This window comes from Bradyrhizobium sp. JYMT SZCCT0180 (assembly GCF_018130165.1).
Taxonomy (GTDB): Bacteria; Pseudomonadota; Alphaproteobacteria; order Rhizobiales; family Xanthobacteraceae; genus Bradyrhizobium.
Genome location: NZ_JAFCLZ010000027.1, coordinates 97418 through 118155, shown reverse-complemented (window position 1 = coordinate 118155; position 20738 = coordinate 97418). Strand labels below are relative to the sequence as shown.

22 protein-coding genes and 1 pseudogene are annotated in these 20738 nt (G+C 61.6%); 15 read left to right on the top strand and 8 right to left on the bottom strand.

Annotation, left to right across the window (positions count from 1 at the left end):
• The 4 genes from JQ641_RS32135 to JQ641_RS32120 form a co-directional block, all read right to left on the bottom strand.
• Positions 1-197 (bottom strand): hypothetical protein (locus tag JQ641_RS32135; RefSeq protein ID WP_212000101.1); only part of this gene is annotated, 197 nt, incomplete at its 3' end.
• 428 nt (positions 198-625) lie between these two features.
• A complete protein-coding gene (locus JQ641_RS32130) occupies positions 626-1810 on the bottom strand; it encodes an ERF family protein (protein WP_212000099.1) in 1185 nt (394 codons plus the stop codon).
• A 28-nt stretch (positions 1811-1838) separates the two neighbouring features.
• A complete protein-coding gene (locus tag JQ641_RS32125; protein WP_249150915.1) occupies positions 1839-2075 on the bottom strand; it encodes a hypothetical protein in 237 nt (78 codons plus the stop codon).
• A gap of 73 nt (positions 2076-2148) precedes the next feature.
• Complete coding sequence (locus JQ641_RS32120; RefSeq protein ID WP_212000097.1) at positions 2149-2937, bottom strand: YqaJ viral recombinase family nuclease; 789 nt, start codon at positions 2935-2937, stop codon at positions 2149-2151.
• A 141-nt stretch (positions 2938-3078) separates the two neighbouring features.
• On the opposite strand from JQ641_RS32120, the gene JQ641_RS32115 reads away from it, so the two are divergent.
• From JQ641_RS32115 to JQ641_RS38200, 4 genes and pseudogenes are all read left to right on the top strand, one after another.
• A complete protein-coding gene (locus tag JQ641_RS32115) occupies positions 3079-3330 on the top strand; it encodes a helix-turn-helix transcriptional regulator (RefSeq protein WP_212000095.1) in 252 nt (83 codons plus the stop codon).
• Between the two features lie 881 nt (positions 3331-4211).
• Positions 4212-4835: a hypothetical protein gene (locus JQ641_RS32110; protein WP_212000093.1), complete on the top strand. Its 624-nt coding sequence runs from the start codon at positions 4212-4214 to the stop codon at positions 4833-4835.
• Positions 4810-5388, top strand: coding sequence for a hypothetical protein (locus tag JQ641_RS32105; protein WP_212000091.1), 579 nt, complete (start codon positions 4810-4812; stop codon positions 5386-5388). The genes JQ641_RS32110 and JQ641_RS32105 overlap by 26 nt, the downstream gene beginning before the upstream one ends.
• Positions 5389-5419: 31 nt before the next feature.
• Positions 5420-5695: pseudogene (locus JQ641_RS38200) on the top strand (hypothetical protein); the annotation flags it as partial.
• Between the two features lie 102 nt (positions 5696-5797).
• On the opposite strand, the gene JQ641_RS32100 reads toward JQ641_RS38200, so the two are convergent.
• Positions 5798-6634 (bottom strand): tetratricopeptide repeat protein, encoded by an 837-nt coding sequence (locus tag JQ641_RS32100; protein ID WP_212000113.1) that lies wholly within the window; start codon positions 6632-6634, stop codon positions 5798-5800.
• Positions 6635-6764: 130 nt separating this feature from the next.
• Positions 6765-8921: a lytic transglycosylase domain-containing protein gene (locus JQ641_RS32095; protein ID WP_249150927.1), complete on the bottom strand. Its 2157-nt coding sequence runs from the start codon at positions 8919-8921 to the stop codon at positions 6765-6767.
• Positions 8922-9312: 391 nt separating this feature from the next.
• Between JQ641_RS32095 and dapA the strand changes: the two genes are divergently transcribed.
• The 4 genes from dapA (at position 9313) to JQ641_RS32075 (ending at position 11833) form a co-directional block, all read left to right on the top strand.
• On the top strand, positions 9313-10203 hold the full coding sequence (gene dapA / locus JQ641_RS32090; protein ID WP_212000087.1) for a 4-hydroxy-tetrahydrodipicolinate synthase: 891 nt from the start codon (positions 9313-9315) through the stop codon (positions 10201-10203).
• 42 nt (positions 10204-10245) lie between these two features.
• Positions 10246-10662 (top strand): large conductance mechanosensitive channel protein MscL, encoded by a 417-nt coding sequence (gene mscL / locus JQ641_RS32085; protein ID WP_212000083.1) that lies wholly within the window; start codon positions 10246-10248, stop codon positions 10660-10662.
• A 1-nt stretch (position 10663) separates the two neighbouring features.
• The gene (gene smpB, locus JQ641_RS32080) at positions 10664-11137 is read left to right on the top strand and encodes an SsrA-binding protein SmpB (RefSeq protein WP_192733623.1); all 474 of its coding nucleotides are present in this window, start codon (positions 10664-10666) and stop codon (positions 11135-11137) included.
• A 120-nt stretch (positions 11138-11257) separates the two neighbouring features.
• The gene (locus JQ641_RS32075) at positions 11258-11833 is read left to right on the top strand and encodes a peroxiredoxin (protein ID WP_212000081.1); all 576 of its coding nucleotides are present in this window, start codon (positions 11258-11260) and stop codon (positions 11831-11833) included.
• A 92-nt stretch (positions 11834-11925) separates the two neighbouring features.
• Here the strand turns inward: JQ641_RS32075 and JQ641_RS32070 are convergent, their stop codons facing one another.
• Together JQ641_RS32070 and JQ641_RS32065 are read right to left on the bottom strand one after the other, a co-directional pair.
• Positions 11926-12579: a uracil-DNA glycosylase gene (locus tag JQ641_RS32070; protein WP_212000079.1), complete on the bottom strand. Its 654-nt coding sequence runs from the start codon at positions 12577-12579 to the stop codon at positions 11926-11928.
• Positions 12580-12691: 112 nt separating this feature from the next.
• Positions 12692-13324, bottom strand: a complete 633-nt coding sequence (locus JQ641_RS32065; protein WP_192733620.1) for a LabA-like NYN domain-containing protein — start codon at positions 13322-13324, stop codon at positions 12692-12694.
• Between the two features lie 350 nt (positions 13325-13674).
• On the opposite strand from JQ641_RS32065, the gene rpoZ reads away from it, so the two are divergent.
• The 7 genes from rpoZ to era all read left to right on the top strand — a co-directional run bounded on the left by rpoZ (position 13675) and on the right by era (position 20673).
• Positions 13675-14067, top strand: a complete 393-nt coding sequence (gene rpoZ / locus JQ641_RS32060) for a DNA-directed RNA polymerase subunit omega (protein ID WP_074276225.1) — start codon at positions 13675-13677, stop codon at positions 14065-14067.
• Positions 14068-14367: 300 nt separating this feature from the next.
• On the top strand, positions 14368-16659 hold the full coding sequence (locus tag JQ641_RS32055; RefSeq protein WP_192733619.1) for a RelA/SpoT family protein: 2292 nt from the start codon (positions 14368-14370) through the stop codon (positions 16657-16659).
• Between the two features lie 30 nt (positions 16660-16689).
• Complete coding sequence (locus JQ641_RS32050) at positions 16690-17457, top strand: pyridoxine 5'-phosphate synthase (RefSeq protein ID WP_212000077.1); 768 nt, start codon at positions 16690-16692, stop codon at positions 17455-17457.
• Positions 17454-17873 carry a holo-ACP synthase gene (acpS, locus tag JQ641_RS32045; RefSeq protein ID WP_192733617.1) on the top strand — a complete coding sequence of 140 codons (420 nt, stop codon included), beginning with the start codon at positions 17454-17456 and terminating at the stop codon, positions 17871-17873. The genes JQ641_RS32050 and acpS overlap by 4 nt, the downstream gene beginning before the upstream one ends.
• A 316-nt stretch (positions 17874-18189) precedes the next feature.
• Positions 18190-18948, top strand: a complete 759-nt coding sequence (gene lepB, locus JQ641_RS32040) for a signal peptidase I (RefSeq protein WP_192733616.1) — start codon at positions 18190-18192, stop codon at positions 18946-18948.
• Positions 18945-19769 carry a ribonuclease III gene (gene rnc, locus JQ641_RS32035; protein ID WP_212000076.1) on the top strand — a complete coding sequence of 275 codons (825 nt, stop codon included), beginning with the start codon at positions 18945-18947 and terminating at the stop codon, positions 19767-19769. Before lepB ends, rnc begins: the two co-directional genes overlap by 4 nt.
• Entirely contained in the window at positions 19759-20673 is a 915-nt protein-coding gene (era, locus tag JQ641_RS32030) for a GTPase Era (protein WP_212000075.1), read from the top strand. The genes rnc and era overlap by 11 nt, the downstream gene beginning before the upstream one ends.
• The last annotated feature ends 65 nt before the right edge of the window (positions 20674-20738 follow it).

The following is a 20738-nucleotide window of genomic DNA, read 5'->3' as shown; positions in this document are numbered from 1 at the left end:
ATGGCCTTCAAGAGGAAGAAGTAAGTCCCGAAGACCGCTATCGCGAGCAGCGCCAGCAATTCCGGTTGCCCGAATCCGTAGAAAAACAGGCTTGCAATTACCAGGATGTAGACCTGATACGGGCGAACGAGTGGCCAGTAATAGAGGGCAAATACCCCAGACACGAACACCGCAAATTGCCACGACGTGAAAGTCAAAGAGTTAACCTCCAGGCAGGGGTAGTGATTGGGGAAACCCCAACATGCTTACTAAGCGGTCGCGCGGCCGTCCCCACGTATGGACTTCGGAAATCGCTGGTCAAGGCTGTGTTAGCGCGCTTCCTCATGCGTGGTCATCCGCAATCCCCCGTGCCGTGTCTGTAGGTGGCTCACTACGGCGAAAGAACCTTGCGTTGCCCATGATTGCTTCAACCATATAACGTTCCCCGCTCGTGAGCTGAAGTCGCACGCCTGTGAGGGGTAGCCAGAAGGCGGAGTGTAAGTGTCCAAACGCGACAACTGGAAGAGTTCTGGTATTACTCGAAGGCACCGTTAGGCTCTTTTTTGAAATGATTTACGCTGCACGCTGGCTCCGATTTGATACCGCGACGGGATACCTGCCGTCCCACCAAATGAATGATTTGACATCAAGGAAGTTGTTTCCCGACCAGGCCGATGCGACTGGGCGGCGCAGTAGGCGCCCCATCTTCATCTTGGACGGGTGGAACGACAGGCAGCGGATGGGTTTCCAGCCAAAGCTGGCGCGCCAAACCGACTGGTTCCAGGCCGGCGGTCACCCACCAATCTCTTTCCTTGCTGGCGCGGTGCAGCTCGCGATGATGCGCCCGGCACAGCGGTACTGTAAATTCGTCGCTGACCTTTTGGCCGAGCCCGCGGGGCTGTGCAAAACGCAAATGGTGTGGATCACACGGCTCGCGGCCACAGACAAGGCAGGGGTGGCTAGCCACAAAGCGCAGGTGCTGCCGGTCTCGTTGCCGTTTGGTCTCCGGCAGGGTTAGCACGCTCTTGTCGATGCGCGATCGGACCTCTGGGGTGGCCGTCGGTTGTTGCAGTTCGCCTGACGCGATACCGGCATGCGACGTCATTTGGTCGAGCCGGACCTGAAACGCCGCCCTGACCTTGTCGCCATCTACAGGCGTCAGGGAGTTGGCTTTTGGCCAGGCTTGCAGCGTCCAGGCGTCCAGATCGTCCTTGAGTCCCAACCCGTCGAGTTCGGCCAGCAACCGGTCCCGCAGCGTTGCCGAGGCTTCAGCCGGCAGGACGCTGACGTGAGCACCATTGGCGCGCTTGCGGGCGCTTTGGAACGTTTTCGCTGGCGGGGTCTGGCCGTTCGTACTGGATTGCGGCGGTCTGTTGGCGGGGGCTGGCTCCGCCGATTGGGGACCAGCGTCGGGTGCATCGAGATCGTCATCGCCGGCGATGCCGACCAGGGTAAAGAGGCCGTAGCGCCGGGCATAGGTGAGGGCAGAGCCCATCCGGTGCGGGGCCGCGGTCTCGGTGATGGGACAGACTGGCCAGTCCGAGGCTACCCATTCGCCGGAAGCATGGAGAAGGGTGGTGGTGAGTCGGATCAGACCGGTCTCAGGCTCTATCGCGGTTGCCTGGACAGTCGCGATCTCGTGCTTGCTGAGGCATTTTCGGACAATATCCAGTCCACTTGCCAGCGAGGCGTATCGAAAGGTACGGCTCTCCTCTCGCGGGAATGGCGAAGGGATGGTCGCCGTCAGCGACTTTTCCGGGTTCTGGATTTCCGCCTGCGCTTTGGCAAGGGCGGCGCCTATATTGCTGATCGACTGGCTTGCACGTTGCATCGGTAACTCCGTTTAAATAGCGGGGTCGCTAATGGGCGGTCAGGAGTTCGACCTGAATCGCCAACACGAGAGCGGCGGCGACCAGCTCGGCTTCCAGATGGGCGGTAAAGTCGCTCAGAAAAGCATCCTGCGGGCAGGCGGACCGGAGTGCGCGCAGCTCGCACCAGAAAGCGGACAGCAGCTCAAAGGCTGCGGCATATCCCTCCGGAGGATCGCAGGACGGGTCGAGATGGGCAAAGTCGAAGGGCGACTCGATGGGGCGCATCCACGTCTTATCCTTCTGGGAGAGCTTCGCTCCGGCTTCCGAATGTCATCCCGATAGGAAAGGTAGGAAGCTGTTATTCGGCTGCCTGGAGTTCAAAACTAATGGCGCCCGATTTGGAGCGCTTGGCGCGGACGCCGTGCCCTTTGGCCTCTTTCGCGTCCTCTGGAACCAGCTTTTTAAGCTCGCCCTTAGCGGCCTCGTGATCGAGAAAGGCGGCCCGGGTCCGGCAAAACACCCCCGCGAACTCCGCCCAGGAGTTGGACGCACTCATGTCGACTGTCCTGACCACTTCGATCCGCGGCTTAGGCGGCTCGACACCAAAGAGGTGAGGGGTCTCGCCGGTCTCGACGCAGCGCCAAAATCGTTTCTCGGCCGTGATCAGCAGGTGTTGATACAGCGGGTCGGCCGGGATGGTCATCTCGATCCATTTGCCGCCGCCGGTAATGACTGAAAGCACGGCGGTCCTTGCAGCGACAACCCACATGTTGTGTTGCAGCTGGGCCATGTGCTTTTCCGCGGCGCCTTCTTCCGAGAACGACCACGGCAACGCGAATTTGCTCTCGAACACCGCGCCGGTCGCCTCGACCATTCCGTCCAATGTTGCACCCATCCACCGCTTCACCGGATGGAATGTCTGCCGCTGCACCTGGGTGATGACCTGGCCGGTATTACGTTCGTACCAGCGCCGGTTGAGGTCCTCTGTGGCGGTGCCGAGTTGAACGATCAGGTTGTTCGAGAGATCCTCGGGCTCGACCTCGCCGCGTTTTTCACGCCACAGCCGGAGCAGGGACGCCTCATCGTCGCCCATGATGATCCGGGCGTCGGAGCCGCCGATAAAGGAGCTACGGTTAACTTGTGCCATTTGGGAATCTCCATTTCGGCGACTTCCACCGCGTGCTAGTTCCAAGCCCCAATGGTCTACAGAACAATTGATAGAAATTCTATTAATTTGGTCGGTGCGCCATGTCAATAGAAATTCTATCAAACGAGAAGGTAATTCCCCTTGGTAACCACCAGGCAAATAAAGGCGGCAAGGGCACTCCTCGCTTGGTCACAGGCAGACCTGGCTGATCGCTCAGGAGTTTCTGAACCCACCGTAGCGCGGCTCGAAGCGGCCGATGGAGAAATTGGTGGCCGCGAAGACACCGCGCAAAAATTGCGAGCGGCGATCGAGGAAGCGGGTGTCGAGTTCATCGACGAGAACGGGGGTGGCTCGGGCGTGCGCTTACGAAAAGCACATCGCGCTAAGCCATGACCACTAGTGTGCGGAGCGGAGAAGGTTTTGAAGAAGGCCTCTGACTACGAGGCGTTCCCTGCGTAACCTCGACGTTCTCCTGAACTCACTCGTCGACATCGATTGCAAAAGTTCGTTGCGATTCTTGTCGCCGAAGCCGGCAGCGGTTGGTGTACGCTGCTCGAGCGTACCGCTTCGCGGCGAGCGCCAGACAGACGCACGAATGCGAACAGTGCGCTGCGCGTGCCGACCGGATCTTGTCCTTTTTCCAGCACACTGGACATGTCCGAGTACGACGTTGAATTTTGCGAATCAGATTGTCAAAAGCGACGTGCTTAGGACCCAGGGCTGGCCGGTGAGGGACCACCTATCGCAGAACGCAAAAAAATTTGCAGATCGGGCTACGGTATTGGTGAAGTTGAAACCCGCAATATCCGCGACCGTAAATACTACGACGCCGTGTCGTAGCTCGCTCGCCTGATTTGCAGAACAAACCCAATTTCTTTCTGCAGAATCAATCTCACGCGTTTTTTGCACCGCGCTTAATGTGATTGCACCGAATTCGCGGCTTTGCCGATGAAATCCGCAAGCCCACGTTAGATCGCCAGCCCAGACGGCGGCATGCGTTAGAGGGTCGTTAATTTTTGTTGTAAATGTTGCCCTGTGGAGCTTGGCGAAACTCGCCGGATCCATTTCCCAGAGGGGTACATCGGGACGTTGTCAGACAATGGTGTGTGTCGAGCTGCAGCTCGTTTCTTCAGGGAGAAAGAGGGTAAAGAGATTCACATGCAATCACCGTCGCCTCTGCTCATCACGGAATCAAAACTGGAATTCGAGGTTCTCGGGAGTTCGTCAAGACATGATGTCTGACGAAACAGAAATCTGTTTCGGAAGGAAACAGCATGAAACGCAGTCCAAAGCCAGAATCTGAATCTCAAAAGCAGCCGCCGGAAAATCCGTTCGATCGCATCTTCAAAACCGTGCTCTTGCGCTCCGAATCGGAAGGCGCGTTTGAGGTTTTCCGCAACGCGATTTACGTCGAGCTCGGTCCTCGAACACCAATTGAACACTTGGTCGCGCGGCAGATCGCGAACGCGTTTTGGCAGGTCGAGCGCCTTCAGCCCTTAGAGGCCGGCATAATGAACAACGCCACCGTGCCGGCATTACAGAGCCTGATTGAGCCGACGTCTAATTTGATGGGTATCGATACGAACGAGCTTACAAATAAATTCTTCAGCGATGACCAGTCGCACCGAGAAGTTCAAAAACGTTTGACCCAACTCGGAATGAGCGAAAGCGATATCAAGGCTGAATCATTCCGGCTCCGCGCGGAAGAGTTGCAAGCACTTAACAGGCTTCAAGCGTCCGCACAAAGCACCGCCATTAAGCTGCTGCGAATTTGGGACGAACGCCGTTCTCGCTCTCAAGCGCAGCAAAAAAGGCGGTCAATCACGTCAGGACGGGTGGCGATATCAACCAAGACGGAACCTTCGATTATCCGTGAGAAAGGCGAAAGCATTGGCTAGCGAACGGCAGCTTCAGGCGAATAGGCGTAATTCGGCCCGAAGTACCGGTCCGCGCTCGCGCGCAGGAAAGGGACGGTCTAGCAAGAATTCGCTCCGGCATGGTTTATCTATCGATTTACGCATCCGTGTAGAAGAAATCGAGCTGCTCGCTCGCGAGTTTGCAGATGATCACTCTGATGAAAGGATCCTCAAAGATATCCAAAAGCTAGCCCAGGCCACCTCTGATCTCGAGCGAGTCACGCGATACAAGTTATCGCTTGTCGAACGCGTTTTGTTGGTTGGTCGATTGAACCGGTCTTATTGGCCAAACCAATTTGACCCCATCATTTTCACCGCCCGCGAAGTGCGGCAAATCGACAGGGCATTGAACGGCAGCAGAATGCCGCGTTTGCGCAGGATCAAGCCGCCCCTGCCTTTGCCGCCCAATGAGCCGGCGCGTTTATCCGAGGCGTTTCGCCGAGCTATTCCAGAGCTTTTAGCGGTCGAACGTTATGAAAGGGCATTCTTAGCCCGGTTTATCGTGGCCTTACGCTCGATGTTTCGGAGGACATGACCAATGCGATTGCGTCCCGTATTCATCAGCTGATCGCTTCGATCTGCCTTTTACCACGCTGAGCGGACTGGTCGATTGCGACCGCTACAAGGACACCTGGGTGCACTTCCCGGCGCATTGGCATGACAGGGACTTCGAGGGTGTTATCCCGAAGGGCACGCCCATCGCGCAATGCATTCCCGTCAAGCGAGAAAACTGGAGCGCGCAAATTTCTTCCTTCACGGAAGAAGAAGCGCGGCGGGTTAGCGCGTTGCAACTCCAGATCAGGCGAGAGCCCGGATTGTACAGGCGGAATTTCAGGACCTAGAGCACTTTCCGTTCCGATGGAATCGGAACGGGGCTCTAGATTCTCGTTTTGACGCGTTTTCTTGACGCGAACCGGTGCCCACTTCGCTGGAAAACGCTCTGGCTACTCCGGGCGATTCTCGCCCAGGAATTGCACCACCGCACTCCGCCGGAAAAAAAAGCGCCCATGTGAGGAAGCGGAAAGGGCGTAGGCGGCGCGGCCGAGCATCTGAGGGCGTCCGCGCATGACGGAACGCAAGGCAGCCTCGCCACCATCGCGCTCTCCCATCTCCAGCAGGCATGCGGCAAGGTTGGCGCGCGCCAACGCATCCTGAGGACGCAGGCCGAGCGCGTGGCGGAAGGCATCGGCAGCTGCCGCGTATTCGCCGTCAAGCAGCAAGGCCCGCCCGAGTTCTGTCAGGATGTCCGGGCGCCCCGGCGCTGCATCGCGAGCGACCATCAGAGTTTCGCGAGCCCTTGCGCGATCATTGTCCTCAAGCAGCAGGCGCCCCAAATCGAGTTTCAAATCGACGTTGTCTGGAGCCAATGCGAGGGCATCCTCGATGGTCCTGATCGCTTCGTTGAGTTGTCCGGCTTTGGAAAGCTGGCCTGCCAGTTCCTGAAACGCAGGGAAATAGGGCGGACGCCTTGCCGCGGTGCGCCGCAATTGATCGATACCATCCGACGATCGGCGTGCACCGCACAACACGGCACCAAGCAGGGTTTCGATTTCCGCGTCGCTGTTACGGCGCATCACCCTTTCGAGCGGCATGATCGCCTCAACGTGACGATTTTGACCGATCAGGGCATGAGCCAGAACGAGGACCGCGCTCCTGTCGGTGCGGTTCGATTTCAGCAGGCCGGACACCAGCTGCTGGGCTCGATCGAACTGCTGCATCTGCAGCGCTTGTGAGGCCTGCTGAAGCGCCTGATCGCGCGAATTGTTCTGCCTGTTATTCACGACGTCGATTCTAGACCACTTCCGCCGGGCGGCCAACAACGTCCAGCCGGGATCTCCAAGGTGCTGGCTTTCGACGACAGCTCGATCCAACCGCCGGGAATCCCGACCCCATAAAACCTGTGCGACGGCGCTACTCGACGCTGGAGCCGCGCCGCAAATCGGCTTCGATCTGAAGCCTGGTCCCGCCGCCGAAACGCGCGCGGTAGACCTGCAGATTCTCCATGATCCGCTGCACGTAGTTTCGCGTTTCGGAGAACGGGATCTGTTCGACCCAGTCGACCGCGTCGACCTTGGGGTCGCGCGGATCGCCATAGCGCTCGATCCATTTCTTGACGCTGCCGCGGCCGGCATTGTACCCGGCGAAGGTCAGGATGTAGGAGCCGCGATAGTCCTCGAGCAGCCCGCCAAGCTCGGCGGCGCCCATCGCGGCGTTGTAGACCGGATCGGTCTTCATCCGGTTGAGGTCGAAGCTGACGCCGGCCCGCTTGGCGACATAGCGCCCGGCGTCCGGCGTCACCTGCATCAGCCCGTAGGCCTGCGCCGGCGAGACCACGGCCTGGTTGAAGGCGCTTTCCTGCCGGCAGATGGCGTAGACAACGCTTTGCTCGACCTCGGGGCCGATCTGCTTGAACGATGGGATGCCGTTGACGGGATAGGCGTAGTGGTCGAACGGCAGGCCGCGATTGAGGGCGGCCTTGCCGAGCAACAGCATGCCGCGGGCGTCGGTGTAGCGCGCGGTCAGCTCGCCGAGCCCGGCCAGCGCGTCGGGATCGCCGTTCTCGCCCATGTCGCCGAAAATCGGGATGGCGAGCTCGCGCTCCTGGAGCTCATAGAGCAATTGCACCGCGCGCACGATCTCGAGCCGCTCGGCGCCGCGCCCGCGGGGGACGCCGTTCAGTTCGATCTGCGGCAATCCAAGTTTGGCGCGCGCCAGCTGGCCGTAATAGCTGGTCGACTGTTCGGCGGCCCTTGTGTAGGCGGCGCGGGCTTCCTGGGCGCGGCCGGCAGCTTCCGCCGCGCGGCCTTGCCAATAGCCGGCGCGGGCCAGCGCGGTCGGGTTCACGCTGCCGACGCCGATCCGCGCGAAATGCTGGGCGGCTACAGCAGGGTCTTTGAGGAAGCGCAAAGCAATCCAGCCGGCGGTGAATTCCTGCTCGGTCTTGTAGATGTCGCGCGAGGGCAGGGCGGCATCCCGCGCGATCAGATAGGCGTTGCGGTGTTCGCCGACGTCCATCATCTTGCGCGCCAGGAGCCGCCGCTCGATCCACCATTCGTTGAGATTGTGCAGACGGCCCGGATCCTTCGGCGCGCTCAGCATCAGCTGGGCGGCCTCGGCGAATTTCTCCTCGCGACGCAGCAGCTGGATCCTGGCAAAGGTGTAGCCGGGGTCGCCGTGCAGTTCGCGTGGCACCGCGTCCAGCAAGGCCCGGAGGTTCGAGCCCTTCTTGTTGGCCGCGATGCGCGCCTTGGCCAAGGCCATGTGGCCCGCACCCAGCCGCTTCGCGGCGCGCAGGCCGCCGGCTTCCTGCTCGGTGCCATAGAGCAGAAAATCCATCCGCGCCTTGTGATCGCCGGCCGTCAGCAGGGCGCCGAACAGATCGAGCGCGGTGTTTTCGGTGTCCTCGGTCATGCCGTCGTGCCGCCAGGCATCGCGCACCAGGCGTTCGGCATTGGCGCGATCGCCGCGCCCGATCATCACCCGTGCCAGCGCGAACTTGCCCTTGGCCGAGATCGGCGATTCGTTTTCGAACCACGACCAGACCGTGGCGTCGTCGCGGCGGTCGTCCCACAGCGCGGCCTCGATGCGCCGGCGCAGGAAGGTCTGCGAGGGCCAGCTCGGATTGGCCGAAACGAAAGTGCGATAGCGCTCGACGGAAGCGCCATTGTCGTCGCTGCGCAGGATCACCCATTCGGCGAGCTTGCGGGCGACGGGATCTGAAATCGCGGCTTGCGCCTGCGTCGCGTCCCCCGGTTTGCGCTTTCGAACGAGCTCGATGACGTTCTCCAGCGCATCCTTGTCGGACTGCGAGGTCGACGACGTCGCGGCAACCGCGGCAGCGGTCACGGGCTTGCGCGCCGCGGGCAGGGCGGCGTGCTGGCGCGTCGCAGGCGCCAGCGCCGGTGCTGGAATTGGCGCGGCGGGAGCTGTCGTTGCGGGCGCAGAATGCTGTGTCGGGATCGCAGCCGTCGGGATTGCAGCAGGTGTGGTCTTGGGGACCACGCTGCGGGCGATCGGCCGCGGCTTCGGCAATGGAACTTTCGGCTGGGCCCAGGCCTCCACCGACATTGCAAATAGCCCGACCACGAGCACCAGAGCTGTCGCCAGTGCGGTCGATCGCAATGCGGCTGCGCGGGCGGAGCGGGTCACGGATTTCCTCTGCGGCGGCGAATCATTCAATCGCTCAAGCCTTAGGTCTATTTGATTGAATATGTGGACAAAATGCTAAAAACGTCGCGTCCCGGGGTGTTTGCGCCAACACCACGGCAAAATCGCGGCTGCGGCGTTTTCGAGCCTTCCGGATTCGATCCGGGAACGCCCGCGCCGCGCGGCCGGAAAACGCGTCAAAAACAAAGGCCTGTGGTCATATCCTTCGGCCCTTTCGCCAGATCGCCAGACCCGATATGAATTGGCTGGTCATTTTTAGCAGTGCCGTCACGCGCGCGTTGGGAGGAAATCCATGGCAGCCAAGACAAAATTCCAGGGATCCTTCACCGCCTTGGTCACGCCATTCAAGAACGGCTCGCTCGACGAAGCGGCGTTCCGCGGTCTCGTCAGCTGGCAAATCGAGCAGGGTTCACACGGTCTCGTTCCCGTCGGCACGACAGGCGAAAGCCCGACGCTGAGCCATGCTGAGCATCACCGTGTGGTCGAAATCTGTATCGAGGAGGCAAAGGGGCGCGTGCCTGTCATTGCCGGCGCGGGCTCGAACTCCACGCGCGAGGCCGTCGATCTGGCTGTCCACGCCGAGAAGGCCGGCGCCGACGCCGTGCTGGTGGTCACGCCCTATTACAACAAGCCGACCCAGGAAGGGATGTATCAGCACTTCAAGGCGGTGAATGACGCGATCGGCATCCCGATCATCATCTACAACATTCCGCCGCGCTCCGTCGTCGATATGTCCGTCGAAACCATGACCCGGTTGTTCGAGTTGAAGAACATCGCCGGCGTCAAGGACGCCACCGCCAATCTCGCGCGAGTGTCGCAACAGCGCCATGCGATGGGACCGGATTTTATCCAGCTGTCCGGTGAGGACATGACCGCGTTGGCCTACATGGCGGCGGGCGGACATGGTTGCATTTCGGTGGTCGCCAACGTGGCGCCAAAACTGTGCGCCGAACTGATGACGGCCGTCCTGAAGGGCGATTACGCCACCGGACTGAAGCTTCAGGACCGGTTGGTGCCGCTGCATGATGCCGTCTTCAAGGAGCCGGGTCTCGCGGGGGCCAAGCATGGCCTCAAGCTGCTCGGACGGCTGGAAGAAGAAGTGCGCCTGCCGCTGATGAATGTGACGCCGCCAACCGGCAAGGTGATCCGCGACGCCATGGTCCATGCCGGCCTGATCAACTAAGGCCGGCCTCTCACTTCGCCTGATGCACGAAGGAAACCGACTATGCTGAAGGAATTCCGCGAGTTTGCGATGAAGGGCAATGTCGTCGACCTCGCCGTCGGCGTCATCATCGGTGCGGCCTTCGGCGCCATCGTGACCTCGCTGGTCGGCGACATCATCATGCCGATCATCGGTGCGATCACCGGCGGTCTCGACTTCTCCAATTATTTCACCGGAATGTCGAAGGCGGTGACGGCGACCAACCTGGCCGACGCCAAGAAGCAGGGCGCCGTGCTGGCCTGGGGCAGCTTCCTGACGCTGACGCTGAATTTCATCATCATTGCGTTCGTGCTGTTCATGGTCATTCGCGCCATGAACACGCTGAAGCGCAAGGATGAAGCCAAGCCCGCCGAGCCGCCGAAGCCGACGCGCCAGGAAGAGTTGCTGACCGAGATCCGCGATCTCCTCAAGAAGAGCTAACGTGGCCGAGAAGAACGAGCGCCCGATCAAGGTCGTCGCCGAGAACCGCAAGGCCCGGTTCAACTATGCGATCGAGGACACCATCGAGACCGGCATCGCGCTGACCGGCACCGAGGTGAAATCAATTCGCAACGGCAAGACCACCATTGCGGAGTCCTATGCGGACACCAAGGACGGTGAGATCTGGCTGATCAACGCCAATATTCCCGAATATCTGCAGGCCAACCGCTTCAACCACGAGCCCAAGCGGCCGCGTAAACTGCTGCTGCACCGCAAGCAGATCAACAAGCTGATGGGTGCGGTCGATCGCGAGGGCATGACGCTGATCCCGCTAAAGCTCTATTTCAACGAGCGCGGCCGCGCCAAGCTGCTGCTGGCGGTGGCCAAGGGCAAGAAGCTGCACGACAAGCGCGAGAGCGAGAAGAAACGCGACTGGGGCCGGGAGAAGGGCCGCCTGCTTCGGGCGCGGGGGTAGCGGCGACCTAATGTCTTTCCGTCATTGCGAGGAGCACTTGCGACGAAGCAATCCATCTTCCTTGCGGTACCATGGATTGCTTCGCTTCGCTCGCAATGACGACGATGGAGAGTTGCAACAATGAATCAAAAAAATCTGCTCGAAGTCGACTGGAGCAAGATCCCGGCGCCGTCGGACGATGGCGCAGCTGCCCACCTCGTCGGGATGACGATCCCGCCGCTCAGCCTGATGGCGACCGACGACAATTCGGTCACGCTGTCGGCGCTGCCGGGCCGGGTCGTCGTATTCGCCTATCCCCGCACCGGCGAGCCCGGCAAGATCAGCCTGGTCGATGATTGGGATATGATCCCGGGGGCGCGCGGCTGCACGCCACAGACCTGCTCGTTCCGCGATCTGTTCGCCGATCTGAAGGCTGCCGGCGCCAGGCATGTCTTCGGCCTGTCGACGCAAAGCAACGTCTACCAGACCGAAATGGCGTCGCGGCTGCATCTGCCGTTCCCGGTGCTGTCGGATGAGAAGCTGGCGCTGACCCGCGCGTTGAAATTGCCGACCATGGAGGTGGCGGGGCTGACGCTGATCAAGCGGCTGGCGCTGATCATCGACAACGCACGCATCAGCCACGTGTTCTATCCGGTGTTTCCGCCGGACCGGAATGCCGGCGACGTGCTGGCGTGGCTGAAGGCAAATCGGGTTTGATCTTGTAGGGTGGGCAAAGGCGCACTTGCGCCGTGCCCACCATTTTCATCGAAACAAGTATGGTGGGCACGGCGCAAGCGCCTTTGCCCACCCTACGAATCCAAATCGGCGCGCACTTTCGCAAACACATTGCGAAACATTTCCGGCGTCAGCACCCGAGTGTTGGTGTTGTAGCGGGAGCAGTGATAGCTGTCGTAGAGATTGATCGGACCGGCCGTATGCACCGCGCCGTGCGCAAAGGGGGCCGCGGCGTTCCGTAGACCAAGGGCCTTTAGCGTCGATTCATGGGCGATGCGCCCGAGCGCCACGATGGCGCGAAGCTTGGGCATGGCGGCGATGGTTGCGATCAAAAATTGCCGGCAGGTGTTGATCTCGACCGGCAGCGGTTTGTTCTGCGGCGGCACGCAGCGCACCGCATTGCTGATCAAGCCGTCGACCAGCCGCAATCCGTCGTCGGGCCGCGCCTGATAGCTGCCCTTGGCAAAGCCATATTCCAGCAAGGTGGCATAGAGCAGGTCGCCCGCGTAGTCGCCGGTGAAAGGGCGTCCGGTGCGATTGGCACCCTGCATCCCCGGGGCGAGGCCTACGATCAGCAATCGGGCTCTTGGATCGCCGAACGAAGCCACCGGTGCATTGTGCCAGCCCGGCTCACGGGCACGGGCCTGGTCACGAAACTCGGCGAGACGCGGGCAAAGCGGGCAGTTGCGGTCCGGTCCGATAGCGGAAAAGGCGGCGGTGCTAGCCATTCATGACCATGGCGTTTTCAATGTGGGCACCGGTTCGCGTCGGGACGTCGCGAAAAAACAAAAGCCCGGTTCTGATTCCAGAACCGGGCTCTAGCAGTGCAGCGGATTATTCTCAATCTTCGAAATCGTCGTCGCCGGCGGCCCGCGGCGCCATGGTGGTGGCGCGCTGCAGGAATTGCGGTGCGTGATGACGCGGCTCGCGCGGAGCCGGGCGCTCGGAGGGGTCACGGCCGAGCTTGGATTGCAGCTCGACGAGATCAGTGAAGACGTCGGCCTGGCGGCGCAACTCGTCGGCGATCATCGGCGGCTGGCTCGAAATGGTCGACACCACCGTGACGCGAACGCCGCGCCGCTGCACCGCTTCAACCAGGGAGCGAAAATCGCCGTCGCCGGAGAACAGCACGATCTGATCGACGTGCTCGGCGAGCTCCATGGCATCGACCGCGAGCTCGATGTCCATATTGCCCTTCACCTTGCGGCGGCCGCTGGCGTCTATGAATTCCTTGGTCGCCTTGGTGACGACGGTGTAGCCGTTATAGTCGAGCCAGTCGATCAAAGGACGGATCGATGAATATTCCTGATCTTCGATGATCGCCGTGTAGTAGAACGCCCGCACTAGCGTACCGCGACTCTGGAATTCCTTGAGAAGGCGCTTGTAGTCGATGTCGAAGCCGAGTGTCTTTGCGGTTGCATAGAGATTGGCGCCATCGATGAAGAGCGCGATCTTGTTGGAAACGGGTGACATCAAAGGGTTCTCGCGTTGTTGTTAACGTTTTTAGCGCAGCGGGAATCGACCGCGCGCACTTTCCAGGTCAGCTGTCTAAAGTTCGGTGAATCTTTCCCCACGACAATCACCACTGCAATTATGGTGAGGCGAGGGCGAAATACCTAGTCTTTTGACGTTGTAAGGAGAGAATACTTGTCCCGAACGGTGTCCCGCCGTCTTCGGACGCTCCGGCCCTTCTGGCCCCGGGGATGGTTACCAGAGCCCATTAAGAAGGCAAATCACAAATTTAGTCTTGCGAAACCCCATCCGCCCCTATAACTAGCCCCCATAACCGACATATTGGGCCCCATTTAACGGAGCGACAGTCTATGGCGCGCGTCACCGTGGAAGATTGCATTGATAAGGTCGACAACCGGTTCGACCTGGTCCTGCTGGCAGCACATCGCGCCCGTATGATCTCGTCCGGATCACAACTCACAGTTGATCGCGACAACGACAAGAACCCGGTCGTTTCGCTGCGGGAAATCGCCGACTCTTCGATCTCCCCGGAAGATCTGCGCGAGGAACTGGTTCATTCCCTGCAGAAATTCGTCGAAGTCGATGAACCCGAGCCCGATACCGTGCCCTTGATCGGCTCGGCCGGCGCCAGCGTCGATGCCGACGACACCGAGGTCGCGGTCGAGCGCATGACCGAGGAAGAGCTCCTGAAGGGCCTCGAGGGCCTGGCCCCGCCGGAAGAGCAGCCCGAAGAGGACGAATAGACTTAGGCTTCCGGGACGTCCCGAACACCCTGATCTGCCAAAGGCCCGGACATTTGTCCGGGCCTTTGCTTTTGTTGACATTTTTTCAGGTACGATGCGAGCTTGGCGGATGGGTGCGAGATCGCCTGAACCGGGTTGGCCGCAGGTTGGCCGGGTTCGGCATCACAATCGTTCCAAGCCATGCGAAATTGATCGTTTGCGGACCCCCAACGGGGTGCAGCTTCGCTCGAAATCGCATTAATGTTCTTGAGGCATTCTTGCAGCGGGCCGAGCGCGGCGCGCGGATGAGGCAGTGATTCGATGGCGTTCTGGCGCCGCATATCCCGGCAAATGCAGGCTGCGACCGATTCGGTCGCGGTGGCGCCGGCCTTGCCCGTGGTGGAGCGGCCCAAATCCCCCCGCTCGCGCATGATGCGGCAATACGATCTGGTCGAGCGTGTCCGCTCGTACAATCCGGACACCGACGAAGACCTGCTCAATCGCGCCTATGTCTACGCCATGAAGGCGCACGGTACCCAGACCCGCGCATCGGGCGATCCTTATTTCTCGCATCCGCTCGAGGTCGCGGCGATCCTCACCGGCCTCAAGCTCGATGATGCCACCATCGTCGCGGCGCTGCTGCACGACACCATCGAGGACACCGAGGCGACGCGCGCCGAGATCGACAACGTGTTCGGCCACGAGATCGGCGCGCTGGTGGAGGGCCTCACCAAACTGAAGCGGCTGGAACTGGTTTCGCGCGAGGCCAAGCAGGCCGAGAACCTGCGCAAGCTGCTGCTGGCGATCGCCGACGACGTCCGCGTGCTGCTGATCAAGCTCGCCGACCGCCTGCACAACATGCGGACCCTGGAATTCGTGCCGCACGCCTCGCGCCGCAGGATCGCCGAGGAGACGCTCGACATCTATGCGCCGCTCGCCGGCCGCATGGGCATGCAGGAGATGCGCGAAGAGCTCGAGGACCTGTCGTTCCACACGCTCGATCCCGAAGCCTATGCGGTGGTGATGCAGCGGCTCGACGCACTGGCCGAGCGCAACCGCAATCTGATCGGCGAGATCGAAAGCCAGCTGTCGAAGAATTTGCAGAAGAACGGCATCACCGCGCGGGTCTATGGCCGCCGCAAGCAGCCGTTTTCGATCTGGACCAAGATGGAGCGCAAGTCGGTCGGCTTCGAGCAATTGTCCGACATCTACGGTTTCCGCGTCGTGATGGGGGACGTCGAATCCTGCTATCGCGCGCTCGGCGTCGTCCACACCACCTGGCCGGTGGTGCCGGGGCGCTTCAAGGACTACATCTCGACGCCGAAGCAGAACGACTATCGTTCGCTCCACACCACCGTGATCGGTCCGGGCCAGCAGCGCGTCGAATTGCAGATCCGCACCGAGGAGATGAACCAGATCGCCGAATTCGGCATCGCCGCGCACGCGTTCTACAAGGAGGGGGAGGGCTCGCCGACCGAGCGGCTCAAGCACGAGTCCAACGCCTTTGCCTGGCTGCGCCACACCGTCGGCATTCTGTCCGAAAGCGCCAATCCGGAAGAGTTCCTGGAGCACACCAAGCTCGAACTGTTCCACGACCAGGTGTTCTGCTTCACGCCGAAGGGCAAGCTGATCGCGCTGCCGCGTCAGGCCAACGTGATCGATTTCGCCTATGCCGTGCATACCGACGTCGGTAACAGCGCGGTCGGCTGCAAGATCAACGGCAAATTCGCGCCATTGTCGTCGGAATTGCAGAACGGCGACGAGGTCGAGGTTCTGACCTCGCAGGCGCAGTCGGCGCCGCCGTCGGCCTGGGAGTCGCTCGCGGTCACCGGCAAGGCGCGGGCGGCGATCCGCCGTGCGACCCGAACCGCTGTGCGCGATCAATATGCCGGACTTGGCCGCCGTATCGTCGACCGCCTGTTTGCCCGCGCCAAGATCGAATACGCCGATGACAAGCTGAAGGGCGCGCTGCCCCGGCTGGCGCGCGCCTCGATCGAAGACGTGATGGCCTCCGTCGGTCGCGGCGAACTGAAGGCGTCCGACGTCGCGCGGGCGATGTATCCGGACTATAAGGAAGAGCGGATGGTGCGCTACGGGGCCAAGCGAAGCCTCGCGGACAAGCTGAAGCTGAAATCGCCGCCGCATCCGGCGCGCAGCGCGTCGGTGATCCCGGTGCGCGGCCTCAATTCCGACCTGCCGGTCAAGTTCGCCCCCAACGGCGGCGCGGTGCCGGGCGATCGCATTGTCGGCATCGTTTCACCGGGTGAGGGGATCACGATCTATCCGATCCAGTCGCCGGCGCTGAAGGATTTCGAGGAAGAGCCGGAGCGCTGGCTCGACGTGCGCTGGGACGTCGACGAGACCATGCCGCAACGTTTTCCGGCGCGGATTCTGGTGCACAACGTCAACGAGCCCGGCAGCCTTGCCCAGGTCGCCACGGTGATCGCCGAGCATGACGGCAATATCGACAATATCAGCATGTCGCGCCGCTCCCCCGATTTCACCGAGCTGACCATCGATCTCGAGGTCTATGACCTGAAGCATCTCAGCGCTATCATCGCCCAGTTGCGCGCCAAGGCCGTCGTCGCACGGGTCGAGCGTGTTAATGGGTAACGTCGCCCGCCAGGATTCCAAGAGAGTGAAATGCCGAAAGCTCTTCCGCTGCGCCTCGGAGTCAATGTCGACCACGTCGCCACCTTGCGTAATGCACGGGGCGGCGCGCGGCCGGATCCGGTGCGCGCCGCGCTGACCGCGATCGAAGCGGGGGCCGACGGCATCACCGCGCATCTGCGCGAAGACCGCCGCCATATCCGCGACACCGACATGGCGCGCCTCAAAGCCGAAATCTCAAAACCGCTGAATTTCGAGATGGCGGCGACCGAGGACATGCTGCGGATTTCGCTGGCGACCAGGCCGCACGCGGTCTGCCTGGTTCCCGAGCGCCGCGAAGAGCTCACCACCGAAGGCGGGCTCGACGTGGTCGGCCAGCACAATGCGCTGGCGCCGTTTATCGCGCGGCTGAACGATGCCGGCATCCGGGTGTCGCTGTTCATCGCCGCGGATCCCGCCCAGATCGAGATGGCCGCGCGCCTGCGGGCGCCGGTGATCGAAATCCACACCGGCGGCTGGTGCGACGCCGTGGTGGATGGCCATGCCGCCAAGGCCGAGGCGGAATGGCAGCGCATCGTCGCGGGGGCGCGGCTGGCCCGGGCCGCGGGGCTTGAGGTTCATGCCGGCCACGGCCTCGACTACGACACGGCCGAGACGATCGCCGCTCTGCCCGAACTTGCCGAGCTCAACATCGGCTATTTCATGATGGGGGAGGCGCTGTTCGTCGGCCTCGGCGAAACCGTCCGCAGCATGCGCGCGGCGATGGACCGCGGGCGCCAGCGCAGCGTGGCTCCGACATGATCATCGGCATCGGCTCCGACCTGATCGACATCACGCGGGTTGCCAAGGTGATCGAACGCCATGGCGAGCGCTTCCTGGACCGCATCTTCACCGACGCCGAGCGCGCCAAGGCGGCGCGCCGCGCCAACAACGAGAAGATGGTGATCGCAACCTATGCCAAAAGGTTCGCGGCCAAGGAGGCCTGTTCCAAGGCGCTGGGTACCGGCATCCGCCAGGGCGTCTGGTGGCGGGATATGGGGGTGGTGAACCTGCCGGGCGGCCGTCCCACCATGAAGCTGACCGGCGGGGCGCTGGCCCGGCTCGAGAAGCTGACGCCGGAGGGGTTCGAGGCCCGGATCGACCTTTCCATCACCGACGACTGGCCGCTGGCGCAGGCCTTCGTCATAATTTCGGCGGTCGTTCCGGGCAAATCATAGGGCAGGCGGCCGTTCGCGCCGGGGACCGACATAAAACTAAAAAACATTGATTTATCAATGGATTACGAAGTTTTATCGAGGCGCTTGATTGCACGGCCGCGAACAACCGTCTAAAACGCCGCTGCGACACTACCGAGCCAGGGCGAATTCGGGTTTTGCGCCGGAATTTGCCTTCAACATCAGTATCGAAGACCATTTTCTTGACGCGAACGGAACTGTTCGATTCGCGTGAGGAAAACGTTCTGCCACCGTGCAGGCCAAGCCTCTGTTTAATACTTGCCTTGCTTGAAGCAGCCTTGCGGGAATTGGGAAAGCGATGAGCGTGACATCCGGGACAAAAACTGAAAGCGGCTTGGGCGAAACCATCCGTGTCGTCATCCACGCCCTCCTGATCGCGCTCGTGATCCGCACCTTCCTGTTCCAGCCGTTCAACATTCCCTCGGGATCGATGAAGGCGACGCTCCTGGTCGGCGATTATTTGTTCGTCTCGAAATATTCGTACGGCTATAGCCACTACTCGATCCCGCTCTCGCCGCCATTGTTCTCGGGCCGTATTTTCGGCTCGGAGCCGTCGCGCGGCGATATCGTCGTGTTCCGCCTGCCGAAGGACGATTCCACCGATTACATCAAGCGCGTGATCGGCCTGCCGGGCGACCGCATCCAGATGCGCGAAGGACTGCTCTACATCAACGACGCCCCGATCAAGCGCGAGCGCCTGAGCGATTTCATCGGTGAAGACCCGTGCGGCTCCGACGCCACCGCGCGCGTCAAGCGCTGGAAGGAAACCCTGCCGAACGGCGTCTCCTATGAGTCGCTCGATTGCGTCGACAACGGCTTCTACGACAACACCACCACCTATACCGTGCCGGCCGGCCATTTCTTCATGATGGGCGACAACCGGGACAATTCGACCGACAGCCGCGTGCTGTCGGCGGTGGGCTATGTGCCGTTCGAAAACATCGTCGGCCGGGCGCAAATGATCTTCTTCTCCATTGCCGAGGGCGAACATGCCTGGATGTTCTGGCGCTGGCCGACCGCAGTGCGCTGGAATCGCATTTTTTCAATCGTGCGATGAACGACGAAACGCCCGTCATCAGGAATACCCCGCCACCGGGCGAGAGCCCGCAGCCTGATGCCGGTGGCGAACCTGCGCCCAAGAAGAAGCGCGGCAGGGGCTCGGCCAAGGAATCGGCCAAGGCCGCGGCTGCTGCGCTCGAGGCGCGCATCGGCCACAAGTTCGGCGATCCCAACCTGCTGACATCAGCGTTCACGCATGTGTCCGCGCTGAAACCCGCGCGCAATCGCGCCGAAAGCTACCAGCGCCTCGAATTTCTCGGCGATCATGTGCTCGGGCTGATCGTGTCCGACATGCTGTACCGCGCCTTTCCGAACGCCGACGAGGGCGAGCTGTCAAAACGCCTCGCCGATCTCGTGCGCAAGGAAAGCTGCGCCGACGTCGCCAAGTCGCTCGGGCTGGTCGACGACATCAAGCTCGGCCAGGTCGGCGCCAGCGCCAGCGCCCGTTTGCGCAAATCCGTGCTCGGCGACATCTGCGAAGCGGTGATCGGGGCAATCTTTCTCGACGGCGGCTACGGCGCCGCCGCCCAGTTCGTCGAGCGCAACTGGACCGAACGGATGCGCAAGCCGCGCCGGCCGCTGCGCGATCCCAAGACGGTGTTGCAGGAATGGGCGCAGAGCAAGGGGATGCCGACGCCGGTCTATCGCGAGGTCGAGCGCACCGGACCGCATCACGATCCGCAGTTCCGCGTTTCCGTGGAACTGCCGGGACTCGAGCCGGCCGAAGGCGTCGGCGGCAGCAAGCGTGCGGCCGAGAAGGTTGCGGCGTCCGTGATGATCGAACGCGAAGGCGTCGGCGGTGGTGGCAATGACAGCTGAATCTCCGGCCCAGACCGCTTGCGGCTTCGTCGCGCTGATCGGCGCGCCCAATGTCGGCAAGTCTACCCTGGTCAACGCGTTGGTCGGCTCCAAGGTCACCATCGTGTCGCGCAAGGTGCAGACCACACGGGCGCTGATCCGCGGCATCGTGATCGAGAACAACGCGCAGATCATCCTGGTCGATACGCCCGGCATCTTCGCGCCGAAACGGCGGCTCGACCGCGCCATGGTATCGACCGCCTGGAGCGGGGCGCATGACGCCGATCTGGTCTGCGTGCTGCTCGATGCCAAAGCCGGCATCGACGAGGAGGCCGACGCGATCCTGAGCAGGCTTGCGAGCGTGCAGCATCCGAAAATCCTGGTGCTGAACAAGATCGATTTGATCCCGCGCGAGAAATTGCTGGCGCTGGCGCAGGCCGCCAATGACCGCATGAAGTTCGAACACACCTTCATGATCTCGGCGCTGTCGGGCGACGGCGTCGACGATCTGCGCGCCGAACTCGCCAAGATGGTGCCGGCGGGCCCGTTTCACTATCCCGAAGACCAGATGTCGGATGCGCCGATGCGGCATCTGGCGGCCGAGATCACCCGGGAGAAGATCTACCGCCAGCTGCACCAGGAGCTGCCGTATCAATCCACCGTCGAGACCGACAGCTGGACCGAACGCAAGGACAAATCGGTCCGCATCGAGCAGACCATCTTTGTCGAGCGCGAGAGCCAGCGCAAAATCGTCCTCGGCAAGGGCGGCGCCACCATCAAGTCGATCGGCGCGGATTCGCGAAAAGAGATCGCCGAGATACTGGGCCAGCCCGTGCATCTGTTCCTGTTCGTCAAAGTGCGCGAGAACTGGGGCGACGACCCGGAGCGCTACCGCGAAATGGGAATTGAATTCCCGAAGGAATAATTCGGCAATGCATGCGATCGTCATTGTCTGCAACAAACGCGAAGCGTTTGTGCATAAGAGCGAAG